Annotated in this window: 19 protein-coding genes and 1 tRNA gene; 17 read left to right on the forward strand and 3 right to left on the reverse strand. The window is 56.3% G+C overall.

Going from position 1 to position 12,626, the window contains the following annotated elements:
* Positions 1 to 82 precede the first annotated feature (82 nt).
* Together QP995_RS08710 and QP995_RS08715 are read left to right on the forward strand one after the other, a co-directional pair.
* Positions 83 to 415, forward strand: coding sequence for a hypothetical protein (locus QP995_RS08710; RefSeq protein WP_048733964.1), 333 nt, complete (start codon positions 83 to 85; stop codon positions 413 to 415).
* 71 nt (positions 416 to 486) lie between these two features.
* Positions 487 to 2,070 carry a succinic semialdehyde dehydrogenase gene (locus tag QP995_RS08715; RefSeq protein WP_048733962.1) on the forward strand — a complete coding sequence of 528 codons (1,584 nt, stop codon included), beginning with the start codon at positions 487 to 489 and terminating at the stop codon, positions 2,068 to 2,070.
* Positions 2,071 to 2,314: 244 nt separating this feature from the next.
* Here the strand turns inward: QP995_RS08715 and QP995_RS08720 are convergent, their stop codons facing one another.
* Positions 2,315 to 3,469 carry a tyrosine-type recombinase/integrase gene (locus tag QP995_RS08720; RefSeq protein WP_284853112.1) on the reverse strand — a complete coding sequence of 385 codons (1,155 nt, stop codon included), beginning with the start codon at positions 3,467 to 3,469 and terminating at the stop codon, positions 2,315 to 2,317.
* Positions 3,470 to 3,630: 161 nt separating this feature from the next.
* The gene (locus QP995_RS08725) at positions 3,631 to 4,161 is read right to left on the reverse strand and encodes a helix-turn-helix domain-containing protein (RefSeq protein WP_284853113.1); all 531 of its coding nucleotides are present in this window, start codon (positions 4,159 to 4,161) and stop codon (positions 3,631 to 3,633) included.
* A gap of 120 nt (positions 4,162 to 4,281) precedes the next feature.
* Between QP995_RS08725 and QP995_RS08730 the strand changes: the two genes are divergently transcribed.
* The 15 genes from QP995_RS08730 (at position 4,282) to QP995_RS08800 (ending at position 11,497) form a co-directional block, all read left to right on the forward strand.
* Entirely contained in the window at positions 4,282 to 4,479 is a 198-nt protein-coding gene (locus tag QP995_RS08730) for a helix-turn-helix transcriptional regulator (protein WP_070856010.1), read from the forward strand.
* 18 nt (positions 4,480 to 4,497) lie between these two features.
* Entirely contained in the window at positions 4,498 to 4,692 is a 195-nt protein-coding gene (locus QP995_RS08735) for a hypothetical protein (protein ID WP_284853114.1), read from the forward strand.
* A gap of 20 nt (positions 4,693 to 4,712) precedes the next feature.
* Entirely contained in the window at positions 4,713 to 5,081 is a 369-nt protein-coding gene (locus tag QP995_RS08740; protein ID WP_284853115.1) for a hypothetical protein, read from the forward strand.
* Positions 5,082 to 5,165: 84 nt separating this feature from the next.
* Positions 5,166 to 5,501: a hypothetical protein gene (locus QP995_RS08745; protein WP_284853116.1), complete on the forward strand. Its 336-nt coding sequence runs from the start codon at positions 5,166 to 5,168 to the stop codon at positions 5,499 to 5,501.
* Positions 5,498 to 5,629, forward strand: coding sequence for a hypothetical protein (locus QP995_RS08750; protein ID WP_284853117.1), 132 nt, complete (start codon positions 5,498 to 5,500; stop codon positions 5,627 to 5,629). The genes QP995_RS08745 and QP995_RS08750 overlap by 4 nt, the downstream gene beginning before the upstream one ends.
* 135 nt (positions 5,630 to 5,764) lie before the next feature.
* On the forward strand, positions 5,765 to 6,274 hold the full coding sequence (locus QP995_RS08755; protein WP_284853118.1) for a hypothetical protein: 510 nt from the start codon (positions 5,765 to 5,767) through the stop codon (positions 6,272 to 6,274).
* 1 nt (position 6,275) lies between these two features.
* Positions 6,276 to 7,724 carry an AAA family ATPase gene (locus QP995_RS08760; protein ID WP_284853119.1) on the forward strand — a complete coding sequence of 483 codons (1,449 nt, stop codon included), beginning with the start codon at positions 6,276 to 6,278 and terminating at the stop codon, positions 7,722 to 7,724.
* A 2-nt stretch (positions 7,725 to 7,726) separates the two neighbouring features.
* Positions 7,727 to 7,912, forward strand: coding sequence for a hypothetical protein (locus QP995_RS08765; RefSeq protein ID WP_070856004.1), 186 nt, complete (start codon positions 7,727 to 7,729; stop codon positions 7,910 to 7,912).
* On the forward strand, positions 7,909 to 8,196 hold the full coding sequence (locus QP995_RS10880) for a WhiB family transcriptional regulator (protein ID WP_350309320.1): 288 nt from the start codon (positions 7,909 to 7,911) through the stop codon (positions 8,194 to 8,196). The genes QP995_RS08765 and QP995_RS10880 overlap by 4 nt, the downstream gene beginning before the upstream one ends.
* Complete coding sequence (locus tag QP995_RS08775; RefSeq protein WP_284853121.1) at positions 8,197 to 8,523, forward strand: hypothetical protein; 327 nt, start codon at positions 8,197 to 8,199, stop codon at positions 8,521 to 8,523.
* A gap of 16 nt (positions 8,524 to 8,539) precedes the next feature.
* On the forward strand, positions 8,540 to 8,899 hold the full coding sequence (locus QP995_RS08780; protein ID WP_284853122.1) for a helix-turn-helix domain-containing protein: 360 nt from the start codon (positions 8,540 to 8,542) through the stop codon (positions 8,897 to 8,899).
* A 423-nt stretch (positions 8,900 to 9,322) separates the two neighbouring features.
* A complete protein-coding gene (locus QP995_RS08785; RefSeq protein ID WP_284853123.1) occupies positions 9,323 to 9,586 on the forward strand; it encodes a hypothetical protein in 264 nt (87 codons plus the stop codon).
* Between the two features lies 1 nt (position 9,587).
* Entirely contained in the window at positions 9,588 to 10,484 is an 897-nt protein-coding gene (locus QP995_RS08790; protein ID WP_284853124.1) for a major capsid protein, read from the forward strand.
* A gap of 4 nt (positions 10,485 to 10,488) precedes the next feature.
* Positions 10,489 to 10,875, forward strand: a complete 387-nt coding sequence (locus tag QP995_RS08795; protein ID WP_284853125.1) for a capsid cement protein — start codon at positions 10,489 to 10,491, stop codon at positions 10,873 to 10,875.
* Positions 10,876 to 10,885: 10 nt separating this feature from the next.
* Positions 10,886 to 11,497 (forward strand): hypothetical protein, encoded by a 612-nt coding sequence (locus tag QP995_RS08800; protein ID WP_284853126.1) that lies wholly within the window; start codon positions 10,886 to 10,888, stop codon positions 11,495 to 11,497.
* 1,051 nt (positions 11,498 to 12,548) lie between these two features.
* On the opposite strand, the gene QP995_RS08805 is transcribed toward QP995_RS08800, so the two are convergent.
* Positions 12,549 to 12,625: transfer RNA gene (locus tag QP995_RS08805), tRNA-Leu, on the reverse strand.
* Position 12,626 lies beyond the last annotated feature (1 nt).

Raw genomic sequence — 12,626 nt, forward strand, 5'->3', positions numbered from 1 at the left:
GTGATTTTGTAATCGCGGAAAAACTCACAGTCGCCAGGCGTGGGCACCACATGAGTGATTATGAAACAGGAGGTTGGTCAAGATGTCTGATGGCCTTGACTACGATCCGGATACCACTGGTGATTTCGACGAGACCACGCTCGATGGCTCAGAGGGACTCGATGGCGACTTCCTCACCGGTGATGGCGAGAATTATGTAATGGATCCGCCGGACCGCTGGCGGGGCGCTTCTCCGCATGACACTCTCGGCAAGCGGTTGGCCGAGGAAAAGCCGGACATCGACGTCGACGACGATCTGGATGATGACCCGGAGATGCGCTACGGCGATGTCGACGGCCACGAACCGTTCGAGTTCGGCAACGATGGCCCGCGCGACCCGGACCGCAACCGTCGGATGGGCTGGACTACTTACTAAAGTTTTCTAAGTTTTTGTAGTTTTGCCAAATTTACTATCTCGGGGCGCCGCGCAACAGTAGTATCTGTGCCATGACAGCATCTACTGCTACGACAAACCGAACTACCATCCGCAATCCGCTTAACGACGAGCTCGTTGCCCGCCTTCTTCAGCGCGTCACGGTAGCTGATAAGTCGAAGACCGCCACTATCTCGGCACCATTTACCGGCCAGGAGCTGGCGCAGATTCCTGTCGGTACCCAGGCCGATGTCGACGAGGCCTTCAAGCGTGCCCGTGCCGCGCAGAAGAAGTGGGCCCGCATGGCGCCGGAAAAGCGCGGCGAAGTGCTGCACCACTTCCACGACCTGCTCTTTACCCACTGCGACCAGGTGCTGGACCTGCTGCAGGCCGAGACCGGTAAAAACCGCGCCAGTGCCCACGAGGAGCTCGTACACACCGCTATCACCGCCCGCTACTACGGCAATCAGGGCCCGAAACTGCTTGAGCCGAAGCGAGCGCACGGCGCGGTCCCGGTACTTTCCAAGACCACCGTCTACCACCACCCAAAGGGCGTCGTCGGTGTTATTGCTCCGTGGAACTACCCGCTGACCCTCGCGGTTTCCGATGCGCTGGCTGCACTGATGGCCGGTAACGCCATCGTGCTCAAGCCGGACAGCACCACTCCGTTTACCGCTCTCTTCGCTGTCGATTTGCTCTACCGCGCTGGCCTTCCGGAGGATCTCTTCCAGGTCATTCCAGGACCCGGTCGCGTTGTCGGCCAGGGCATTGTCGGCCAGTGTGACTTCCTGATGTTCACCGGCTCCTCCGAGACCGGCCGCTCGCTGGCACAGCAGTGCGGCGAACGCCTGATCAGTTTCTCCGCGGAGCTCGGCGGCAAGAACCCGCTGATTGTCGCTGAAGATGCCAACATCAACCGCGCGGTCGAGGGCGCACGCATTGGCTGCTTCACCAACTCCGGTCACCTGTGTGTATCCATTGAGCGAATTTATGTCGTGGACTCCGTCTGGGACGAGTTCGTCCCGGCATTCACCGACCGCGTGAAGGCAATGTCCATCGGCGCTGGCTACGAGTGGGAAACCGAGATGGGCTGTCTGCAGTCGCAGGGCCAGTTCGACATCGTCAAGTCCATGGTCGACGAGGCCATCGAGGCCGGCGCCACCGTGCTGACCGGTGGTCGTCCTCGCCCGGATCTGGGACCGCTGTTCTACGAGCCGACCGTGCTTACCGACGTCCCGGAGGGCGTCGCCCTGCTGACCGAAGAGGTATTCGGACCGGTGGTAGTCCTCCAGCGCGTCTCGGATGTCCACGAGGCTATCGCCAAGTCCAACGATTCCCGTTATGGCCTCAACGCTTCGCTGTGGACCTCCCCGCGTCGCGCAAAGGAGCTGGCTCCACAGCTTGAGGCCGGCACTGTCAATGTCAACGATGGTTTTGCTGCGGCCTTCGCGTCTGTCGATGCCCCGATGGGTGGTTTCAAGGATTCGGGTGTGGGCCGTCGTCAAGCAGCGGGCGGTTTGTTGAAGTACACCGATGAGCAGACGGTGACCGTGCAGCGTCTTTCCCCGGTATCGATGCCGCAGATGCCGCGTGAGCTGTACTCGAAGGTGTTCAACACGGCACTTGTCCTCGGCAAGAAGTTCAACGTCCTGCCGTAATCCGCATGTAGCGCGCACAAATAGCAAAAGGCCAGGTCAGAAAACTCTCTGACCTGGCCTTTTGGTGCCCCCAGTGGGACTCGAACCCACACTGAAAGGGTGTTAAAGGGCGATAATGTTGGTTCCTGCCACTGACCAAGATTCCTATTATTCCAGGTCAATGGTCTAGTTAACCCGTCTAGTTTTGCCCGTATTCGGTAATTCCGGTTATTATTTGGACATTTTTTGGACAGTTCCCGCCGCGTTACACTTCCTTGTCCTTATCTGGGATTAGCTGGTCTGCGAATGCTGCAACGTCCACCGCGTCACGTGCGATGTAGAACTTCTCGGTAATCGAGCTGTCGGCATGTCCCATCGCAACAGCAAGAGACCACGGGTCGAGGTTGCCTTTGCCTACGCTGCTAAACGTCCGTCGAAGCGTGTGGATCGTGACGTTCTTCCACCGCTCGCCGCGTGCCGTCCGAAAATCTTCGTTGAAATTGTTCTCCCACCTGTACGTTCCCGTCGCTGACGGAAACACCATCGGGAGATATTCGCCGTGGCGCTCCTTGTTCTTTCGAATAATCTCCATTGCCTTCGGCGCTAGCGAGATTGAGCGTGTGGCCGCATCGGTCTTGCCGTGCTCCTGGCGAATGTTCCCCGTTGCCTTCGAGTAACTAATCGTTGCATTGAGAGTAAGGACAGGCGGGTCTTTTTCCTCGTCAATGTCGCTGAAGTTGAGCGCTAACAACTCCCCTGCTCTAAACCCTGTGAGCAGCGCTAGGACGCACACCTCGTAAACGTATTCGTAATCGCTTTTTCGCAGGTCTTTAAGGAACTCTGTTACTTCTTCAGATGTAAGTCGATTGACCTCTTTCTTGGCCGTCTTCAGCGGCCGAACATCTTTCATTGGGTTATGGCCGATGAGACGGTAACGAGCAGCGAGCCCAAACGCTCCGTTGAGGACTGTTCTGCACTGCTGGACGTTGCGACGCTTAGACGAGTGAAGCCACTGATCCATAACGAGGGGCGTTATCTCGTTGAGCCTTAGCGCTCCGAGGGTGGGCTTCAGATGCTTTTCGATGACGTCGGTGTATCTATCGACGGATTGCGGTTTGGTGCCGTCGGTCTTTTTGACGGCTAGGTATTCGTCGAGCAGTTTCGAGAAGGTGCTTGTCGAGGATAATTCCGCGTGGTCGGTGTGCTCTTCGAGTCTTTGTGCGCATCGTTGCTTCAGTGCGGTTTTGGCTTTGTTTGCTGATTGTCCGCGTGCTCGGACTCTGACGGTTTCACCTGTTGTGAGTCGTAGCCGCGTGTCTGCTTCCCAGCGGGTTGGTTTTCCGTCTTTGTCGGTTGCGACTGGTTTTAGGTTTATCTCGCCCCAGGTTCCTGGTGTGAGTGCTGGTCTGCCTCGTGCCATTGTGGTGGTTCCTTTTCGACACTTTCGACACGCCTGTCGAAAACTATTTATGTGTGTTGACCTGTGTTTTCTACACTTTCGACGCTTTCGACACACCCTGTAGAAACAACACTGATGATTGCGCAAGGCCTACTAAAGGAGCTGTCACGGCGATGGTGTCTCTACTTCGGAACTGAATGCATAGACGATACAAAGATTCTCCCCGATTCCTGCGCCGCCGCCTCGTACAGGTCAAAGTCATGGTCGTAAAGCGCAAGTGAGGCTTGCGTTGTTGGCGATTTGTGGCTAATCCAATCAACCCACTTAGCCACCGACTTAGGTAGATCTTCATAAACAGAGCGGCCATAGATTTCGATGACCCGCTCTTCCATACTCTCATTTTCCCATTGATAGTGAACGAGCCGCTCGGCAAGCATCGCTACGGCCGCTTCTCTAACTAAGAGTTGCCACCGCGTGAATTCCTCCGGTGCACTCATTGACTCGACCGTCTCGCCGAAAAACTTCGCTATCGCTAAAGCTTCTGTGAAGCGCAGCGGTCGAGTTCCCTTTTCTACTCGATCTACTGTCGGCTGTTTCCAGTTAAGTCCGACTTCCTGAAGTTTTCGAGCAAATTCGTTCTGTGACCAGCCTTTTTCAAGGCGTTTTTCGGTCATTCTCCTGATAAGCCTGGACTCTTCATCGGCAAAAGACATGAACCAAACCTATCAGCCATTTTCGGGAATTTTCAACAAAGTGTTGCAGGAATTCCCGCTATCGTGTTAAGTTAAACATGTTGTTGAATTCTCCCGTGTTTGTTGAACTGGAGGTATCACATGAGAACTCAACCAACCGTTTTCACTGTCCGAGAGGCTGCACGCGCTTTACGAATCGGCGAGTCCACCGCATACGCGGCTATCCGAGATGGAGACTTCCCCGTCCCGATCATTCGAATTGGTGGCCGCTACGCAGTACCTGCGAAGCCGCTGCTCGACCTGCTCGGCCTCGACGAACTACCCGCCGACGCCGCCTAACCAAAAAGGAGAACCACAATGCCGAACCAGTACACCACCGAAGAGCTCGCCCTCTTCCGCGCCGACGCCGCCATAACCCTCGCCCTCGCTGTCCTCCGAGCAGCCGAGAACGGCGAAAACGTCAATGCCGACGAAGCTGTCGCCGGTACTCTCATCGACTTCCGAATCGCTAACGCCGACTACGAAGCCGCCACCCACGACGAAGACAACTAACCCCCAGGAAGGAAGAACCAATGTCCAACTACGCCAACTCCTACATTCTCCTGACCACTGTCGAAACGCTCCCGCTCATTCTGGAGCACATGCCAGACCGCTCGCCGGAAGGCGCCCCGTGGGAGCTCGAAGTACAGGAGATCCTCGTCGAGCGCATCGAGCCCGTATTTCGTCGAGTACTCGCCGACTACATCGACGTCATTAAGGGCGAGTCCTACGACTTCGCTCCCAACATCAATAAGGAAGAAATGCTCGACGGCATGATTGCCCACTTCGGCAAGGACACGCTCCTCAAGCATATTGCGAAAGACTCCTTCGGCACTGCCATGAAGTACCTGACAGAACAGGGAGAAAAGGCAGTCATGGCAATGCTGGCCACCCGGAAATAAGAAAAAGCGCCTCACCGCCGACACGGTAAGACGCTAATCCTCTACCCAATCCCGAACCAGGAGACGGAAGGAACATCTCGAAAGATGCACAACAAGAATAACACAGATTTCGAACATATCTCCGATAAGAAGACGGGGACGAAATCGAAAAGGCGACGTCGCAGGATCGCGTCACACACCATCGTCCGCCAGACCGAGGCAGGCGACCACACCGCGTGTGGAAAGTTCATTGCCCGCCAGTGGTCAACTCCCGTGAAGGTCGATAGCGACGGTGTACCGCTATCCGCCGAGTACTACCCATGCCCGGCCTGTAGGCATATCCGAGACCTGGAAAAGGACATGGAAGGCCATTGGCCGAAGTTCCTCATTCCGGCAGATCTGGCGCTGGATCTGGCCGACCGATGGGAGGCCGAAAAGTGACCGCCATTGTTTGCGACCAGCTTCTCGACGAAGCCGACACAGCACTTGTTGAGGACGCGGCCACCCTGCTCGCACACCTCGACGTCACTCACCTGATTTACGCCGCCGTAAAAACGGAAAGCGTTTAAGCGCTGCTGTGACACAACGGTAAGCAGGGTTTCCCGGAATGGTTCGTTTGCCGGAGTTCGATTCTCCGGCCGGGAGCGGGGATTGCCCTTTGCAATCCGCCCTTCAAATGCAGACTCCGAGTATTAGGAGGATTGGTGAGTTCCCCCTCACAGAAGACCAGCTACCGAGGCACACAGTTCCTCTCGGCAGTCCTTGACCTTGCCCCCGGCCTTCGCCGGCAGGCGCTGGAAAGCGTCGAAGCAGAAGACTTCACCACAGAACCTTTCCGCATCGTCTACAAAACCATGCTGGAGATTCCCGGCCTGACCACTATCGACGGACGCGAAGCACTCTGCCTTGCTCTCCAAGACCAGTCGGTCGCTAATGGTTCAATGAACGGAGAATTTGGCCGTGGAGTCCAGCTTGCAATCCTAGATATCGCTGTCGACCAGTCCACTGGAGACATGGCATTCCCTCTCGCTAAGAGCCTTCGTGAAGATAGGTTTCGCGCCGAGACTTGCGCAATCGTTACCCGTCTTGCCAAGGAAACGAAGACCGCGCCGCTGGAGACCATTCAGACTTCACTCCAGGAGATTTATCAACCAGAGATTGACCTGTTTGTGCGTATCGAGCACCCGCACCGCCGCCTAAAGAAGGTGGCCTAGAATGACCGCCCCAAATCGTACACCGAAGACTGTCTTTAATCTTGTCCAGGCATCGACAGTGAAGTCAAAGCAAACCAAGTGGCTCGTTGAAAACATGATCCCGTGGAATGGCCTTACCCTTCTCGGAGGTCGCGAAGGCGTCGGAAAATCAACGGTAGCCTGCGCATGGGTCGCAGCCGCTACCCTGGGCAACCTTGACAACAAGGAGCCGCTAAACGTCCTCTATTTACACACCGAGGACAGCCGAGAAGCAACGATTGTTCCCCGCCTCCGAGCCGCCGACGCGGACCTTGAGTGTGTCTACTTCCTTGATATCGAACTCCAGTACGACGGCGAAGACCCCATCGAATCAGGCCTCGTCCTCCCCGCTCACTTTCCACATCTTCGCCAAGTAATCGAAGACAACAACATTGGCATGATTGTCCTCGACGCTGCGAAGTCGGCAATGGCCTCCAGCATCGACGGCAACCGTGATGAGTCCGTCCGACGCATGCTCGACCCAATGAACCGGATTGCCGACGAACTAGGGTGTGTCTTCCTTGGATTGGTTCATTTCGGTAAGCGAGAGTCCGCAGACACAGGAAAGTTGATTACCGGCTCGATTGCCTGGAGCCAGGTGGCACGCTCTGTTATCGCAGTTGCCAAGGACGAAGATGGCAAATTGCTTGTTTCTACGACGAAGCACAATTTAGCCCCGCATGCCGTCACTCTCGACGCGCATATCGAGCCCGCTGACGTCCTAATCGAAGGCGAAACCGTTCCCGTCGGCAAGGCCGTTTTCGACGGTGTCTCTAATCGAAGCATCAGCGACCTTCTCGCACCTGAAGACTCCGACGTTGACAAGATGGATCGCACCGACTGTGAGGTCTGGCTTGAAGACTTCCTCGAAGGCAAGAACGGAGTACCTCGCCAGCTTGTCCTAGAGGAAGCGGCCAAGGCTGGCTTCAAGGTTGCTAAGACTGTCCAGCGTGCCTTTAAGCGACTCGGTGGCGTCTCTGATTACACGCAGACTAAGCCTCGAACCGCGCTGTGGTCACTGCCTAGTCGGGACACTGTGTCTCCCAATGCGTATAGAGGTGTCCCTACTGTCCCTACTGTCTCTGACCTGCATAAATGCAGTGTCCCCACTACAAATAGTGGAAATCATAGTGTCCCTACTACAAAAACTACCTCTGACCAGCGAGAACATCTTGTAAAAAGCGCCCTGAACCCTAGTAGGGACAGTAGGGACATGCGTGTTAAGAGGTCGGTCAATCCTGACGTGTACTCAACCATTCTCTCTTCTCTTAGCCCAGAAGTAGGTCTCTCCAAGCGAGCGCTCACCGGCTCAATCCCCACCAAGCTCGACCCCGAGAACAACCTCGACCCCGCCTTGAAGCATCTCGAAGAAGACGGTCTCATCGTCCAGGACTTCAAGGGCAACTACCTACTAGCACAAGGAGCCAAGTAGTCGTGAAGCGTCACATTAGGTGCCGGACAGTCAATTCAAAGAAGAGGCTAAGCATCGTTCTTCGCCCCGATTCACGCGATAAAACCAAGTGGTTCCTCGGCACTCCACACGGTGCAATGTTGCTCGACGAAGACCAGATGATCCAGCTAGCCAACGCTGTTGCCGACCTCCTGGAGGCCGACGAGTGAAGACACCACCGTTCCCGAAGGTTAGGCGCCTGCCGGCAAGCCTCCGCCCCATCACCGACGCCTCACTCGACGGAGCCGCCTGCAAAGGCCACGCTCCCCTATTCGACCTCTCTATTCATGGCGAAACCTCGGAGCAGCGCGAAGCCCGCCACCACCAAGCCCGCAACCTGTGCCGGAGGTGCCCTGTCTTCACTCAATGCACCACGGTTGCAGGCCAACTCAAGAATGACCACAAACAAGGACTTTGGGCAGGAACGCTGCTCGACAACAACAAGGAGAACTAAATGAAACTCACAGCACTAACTTCAATTTTCATCGACGGCGCTCTCATTAAGAAGGGCACCGTCTTCACCACCACGGCCACCACCGGCGAGCGTCTTATCCGCAGTGGATCAGCCAGCCCCGCCGAGCAGCCCACTAAGCGACCGGAGCCGCGTCACCAAGCGCCCGCTGTCAAGGAACCAGACGAGCCGACACCACAGGAGCAGCGACCAGCACCGCCTCGCAAGGCCGCACCAAAAAAGGCATGGGAGGACTACGCCACCGCCCTCGGTATCCCCGCCGCCGGTCTGACGAAGCCGGAGCTCATCGCGGTGTGTCTGGACTACTAGAAGGAGCCGTTTAGGAATGCATCATTACAAGGAGTCGTGTTTCATCTTGACGCCGGAAGAGGCAACTAGAATCGCCAGAACTCTACTTGAAGCGAACGCAGCTCTCGCCCGTCAAGGCGCCAGTATCCCGGCGAGCATGATTGCCTTCGCCAATGCCGTTTACGCCAACGTAAAAACGCAAAAGCCAATTGAGGACACCGGCGAGACTGTGGAGTATGAGCAAATCACTTCCGCCGAAGCCGCCAAAATTTTGGGTTGTGGCGAGCCCAACGTCCGAGCTCTCGCCAGAGCAGGCAGGCTCCCCGGCTCCAAACCTCAAGGCTTCTGGATCTTCAACAGGAGTGATGTCGTGGCCTTCCGCGACTACCGCGAGTGATTGCTCAATCACAGATGTGGAGCTCGCCCGCGTCGGCACCTGGAACGCAGAAACAGGACAATGCGCCATAACCCGCGCCGACCTTGCTTCCGCCGTCGCAGCAGCACCACATCTACCCGCTATCCCCGTCCGCCTCGGACACTTTGACCCACGTTTCTCCGGCTCTCCTTCCCTGGGGCGTGTGGTCAATTTACATACCGGCGAGGCTGGCGACGTACTGCTCGGAGACCTCGTAGACCTTCCTCGTTGGTTGTACGACAACGTCTCAAAAGCCTATCCACAGCGCAGTATCGAAGCCGCCCTCAACTTCCAACACGAAGGCCGAACATTCCGGTTCTGTCTTACCGGTCTCGCTCTTCTCGGAGCGGAATGGCCAGCAATGACAAGTCTTCAAGATATCCGCGATCTATTGGAGAAATAACGATGCCCATAAAGAACGAAAACAGGCCGCCATACAAGATGTTGAGCTTCGGCGAAGCAATGGACATGGCGCCAATTGATATCAACCTCAAGGCCGATGATAAGGGAACCAAGGGAATTGCCTTCACGATCCCCTCTCACATCGCCTTCCATGTTCCGATGTACCGCGACCCGGAACTACTCGGAGCATGGCTCGTCGGATACCTCACGGGTCTCGGAGGAGACACCGTAGAGCACATGGTCAACTTGCGAATGAAGGATAAGTGAAATGTTTTACCCCGGAGCGGCAGATCTCAACGACCGCACTATCACCGTTGATTCCGTCCTCAATGACCCAACCATCATTGAGCACCGAATCGCAGAACTAGCAACCCCGAACCTCATTGTCGAGACCGTCTTCTCACAGGACAACTCGCCCGTACAGGGTGGCGCTGTGATTTACTCGGAGACCACAGAGAAGAACTTCTACACCGACAACGACGTGACACAGCGCATGCCAGGCGACGAGTACACCATCGTCTACCGTGAGCGCCCGGAAGCGAAGCTCGCCCGCGTCGAAGACTACGGCGGTAAGTTCGCCACCAGTGACGAGGCACGCCGACGCAACCAGGCAATCGACTTCGACAACGACGTCCGCGTCCTGTCCAACACTCTTGTGCGCAAGCTCAACCAGCGAGCAATCGAAACTATCGAAGCCGCCCGTGATGCCCACAAGACCAACACCCTCGCAATCCCCGGCACCGGCTGGAAGGACGTTGTCCTCGACGGCAACCCAACCACCATCACCGCACCCGCCGACCGCCCTCACTCCCATATCGCCAACCTGTTCGCAGTCGCCGAACAGCAAGAGCTCGGCATCGAGTACACCAAGATGCTCGTCTCCCCGGCAATGAAGGCAACCCTGCGAATGGTCTACGGCTCCGACCTCGGCACCATGCTCGAAGACTTCGGCCTCGACCTGATCTCCACCAACTTTGTGGCCGACGATCTGGCTTACTTCGTTGACCCCGGCAAGGCCGGTTTCGTCAAGTACGAAGAGCCGCTGACCGTCACCACATGGCGAGATGAGGCACACCGACAGACCTGGACACAGGCATACGCAATGCCGGTCATGGGAATTACTACCCCGTCCGCTATCGGGGTAATCGAATTTTCTAAGGAGTAAACCAATGTTCTTCCGCAATCAGATGCAAGAGCGCTTCAACCCCGGCACCGACCTCACCGCCGTTGCCACCGACAAGGTGACAGGCAAGACCCTCGTCACCTACTCGAAGGGACTCACCAGCGGCCTTATCAGCGTCGCCACCGCCACCCCAGGCAAGGCAGTTGCCGGAGTCGCTAAGTACGACGCCGACACCGGCGAGCACGTTGGTGTTGCGCGTGGCTCCGGCCGCATCGTCACCATCACCGCCGCCACCGGCCTGAAGGCAGGAGACCCGGTAACCGTTGGTGACGCTGGCAAGGCCACTAAAGCCACTGACAACAGCCACATTGTTGGTTGGTGCGTTGACGATGCCGACGCTGACACCGACGCGCTGATTAGCCTCGCTCACTAAGGAGATTCCCATGCCTGACTTTAAGCGCCTGTTTTTCAGTACCCCCACCCCCTCCGAGGACGGCGAGGACAATACCCGCCCCCTCAAGAAGGACGGCCTGCTCAGTGACCTCACCTTCACTAATGACCAGGTAGCCACGATGTACGCCGCCCTCGGTCTCGACCCGGAGGCGTCCGCCGATGACTTTGTCGCCAAGATTCTCGAAGTAGCCGAATCAGCTCACGACGCAGATTCCAATCGTCTCGACAGTTCACTCAACCAAGAAGACGTACAGCGCATTGCGGCATCAGCAGCACGCGAAGCAATCGCAATCACCAATCCAGACAACAACGTCATCATCGACAAGAACGTCTGGGACGAAATGAAGCGCAACATGGACATTGGTCTCGCATCGAAGCGACAGCAGCACCGACTCGAAGCCGAAGCTGTCGTTGATCAAGCTATCCGTCTAAGTAAGGCTTCAGCAGCCCAGCGCGAAAACTGGATTGCAGCCTACAACGCTGACAAGGAAGCAACTGTGAAGGCTCTCAACGCAGCGGCAGCGATTCCACGCATTGAAATTGGGCATTCGCTGACACTTGAGCAGTTGGAGGAACGCCAGCGAAACAATTGGGTGCGTTAACCCCAACCAAACCAGGCAAGACCCTCTAGGAACCCTTTTCCCGGAGGGTCTTTCCGCTATCAACAAAAGGATTACTTTCAATGAATAGGCAACCGCGGCAGACCGAGAACCAAAAAGGCCGCGGCAGTATCCACAAAAAGAACCGGAAACGCCTCATGCACCTACACCACGACGGCGCTCTTTGTTGGTGGTGTGGCAAGCCGATGTATCGAGACGCGAAACTCAATTGGGATCAGCGTCCTTTGCATGCAGACCATTCACGAGCTCTTGGTCAATACGGCGCACACAACAACCTCGCCGACCGCTTACTACACGCAACCTGCAACCAACAACGAGGCGACGGCACCAGAGACAACACCCGCCCCGCCCTCCACCGGACAGAACCATTCATTTGGTGACGCCGAGACCCGACCCCGGAAATCTTAAGGCGGTCGGGTTTTTCCTACCCTCGCATCCCGTCCGCATCGGGCTTCTCTCTCTCCGGCTGTTTTTGGTGCCCGTGGGCGTGTTTGGCGGGTTGTGGGTTTTGTTTGGTGGTTGGGTGCTGTTTTGGGGCTTGTGGCGTGTGTGTTGGTTCTGGCGTGTTTTACGGGGTGTTGCGCTAGGAGGCTCTGTGAACGTTTGGAGGGTGCTAGGATACGTGCTCCCCGCGTTTAACCGCTTAGAATCGATTTGTGAACAGGGGTTTTGTGCAGGTCAACGAGAGTAAGCCCCACATGCGCACGGAAACTATCCGTGTTGATTATCGACACAGTTGCCCACGACTGTAAGCCCCACACGCACACGGGAGATATTCCCGGCTCCGGGAACCTTCCCGGTCAAAGATGACCGTGCAGAAAGAAGTCATCTGTTACGAACCTCGTAACGGTTGAAGCGGATAGATAACCCCCAGGAGTGCCGACAACATCTTTAGGTCGTGATTCCGACCTGCCGAGCAGCGTTACACCTTGCTACTTCTCTAGCAAGTCCGGTTATTATTTGGACATTTTTTGGACAGTTTTAAGTCTAAGCATGAAAAAACCAGGTAGAAAATCGCTTCTACCTGGCCTTTTGGTGCCCCCAGTGGGACTCGAACCCACACTGAAAGGATTTTAAGTCCTCTGCCTCTGCCAATTGGGCTATAGGGGCC

Origin of the sequence: Corynebacterium sp. MSK032, assembly GCF_030232065.1 — a bacterium.
GTDB lineage: Bacteria > Actinomycetota > Actinomycetes > Mycobacteriales > Mycobacteriaceae > Corynebacterium > Corynebacterium jeikeium_D.

Coding starts and splice junctions, on each gene's coding strand:
- QP995_RS08710 (WP_048733964.1), top strand. CDS start 83: ATGTCTGATGGCCTTGACTACGATCCGGATACCACTGGTGATTTCGAC.
- QP995_RS08715 (WP_048733962.1), top strand. CDS start 487: ATGACAGCATCTACTGCTACGACAAACCGAACTACCATCCGCAATCCG.
- QP995_RS08720 (WP_284853112.1), bottom strand. CDS start 3,469: ATGGCACGAGGCAGACCAGCACTCACACCAGGAACCTGGGGCGAGATA.
- QP995_RS08725 (WP_284853113.1), bottom strand. CDS start 4,161: ATGTCTTTTGCCGATGAAGAGTCCAGGCTTATCAGGAGAATGACCGAA.
- QP995_RS08730 (WP_070856010.1), top strand. CDS start 4,282: ATGAGAACTCAACCAACCGTTTTCACTGTCCGAGAGGCTGCACGCGCT.
- QP995_RS08735 (WP_284853114.1), top strand. CDS start 4,498: ATGCCGAACCAGTACACCACCGAAGAGCTCGCCCTCTTCCGCGCCGAC.
- QP995_RS08740 (WP_284853115.1), top strand. CDS start 4,713: ATGTCCAACTACGCCAACTCCTACATTCTCCTGACCACTGTCGAAACG.
- QP995_RS08745 (WP_284853116.1), top strand. CDS start 5,166: ATGCACAACAAGAATAACACAGATTTCGAACATATCTCCGATAAGAAG.
- QP995_RS08760 (WP_284853119.1), top strand. CDS start 6,276: ATGACCGCCCCAAATCGTACACCGAAGACTGTCTTTAATCTTGTCCAG.
- QP995_RS08775 (WP_284853121.1), top strand. CDS start 8,197: ATGAAACTCACAGCACTAACTTCAATTTTCATCGACGGCGCTCTCATT.
- QP995_RS08780 (WP_284853122.1), top strand. CDS start 8,540: ATGCATCATTACAAGGAGTCGTGTTTCATCTTGACGCCGGAAGAGGCA.
- QP995_RS08785 (WP_284853123.1), top strand. CDS start 9,323: ATGCCCATAAAGAACGAAAACAGGCCGCCATACAAGATGTTGAGCTTC.
- QP995_RS08790 (WP_284853124.1), top strand. CDS start 9,588: ATGTTTTACCCCGGAGCGGCAGATCTCAACGACCGCACTATCACCGTT.
- QP995_RS08795 (WP_284853125.1), top strand. CDS start 10,489: ATGTTCTTCCGCAATCAGATGCAAGAGCGCTTCAACCCCGGCACCGAC.
- QP995_RS08800 (WP_284853126.1), top strand. CDS start 10,886: ATGCCTGACTTTAAGCGCCTGTTTTTCAGTACCCCCACCCCCTCCGAG.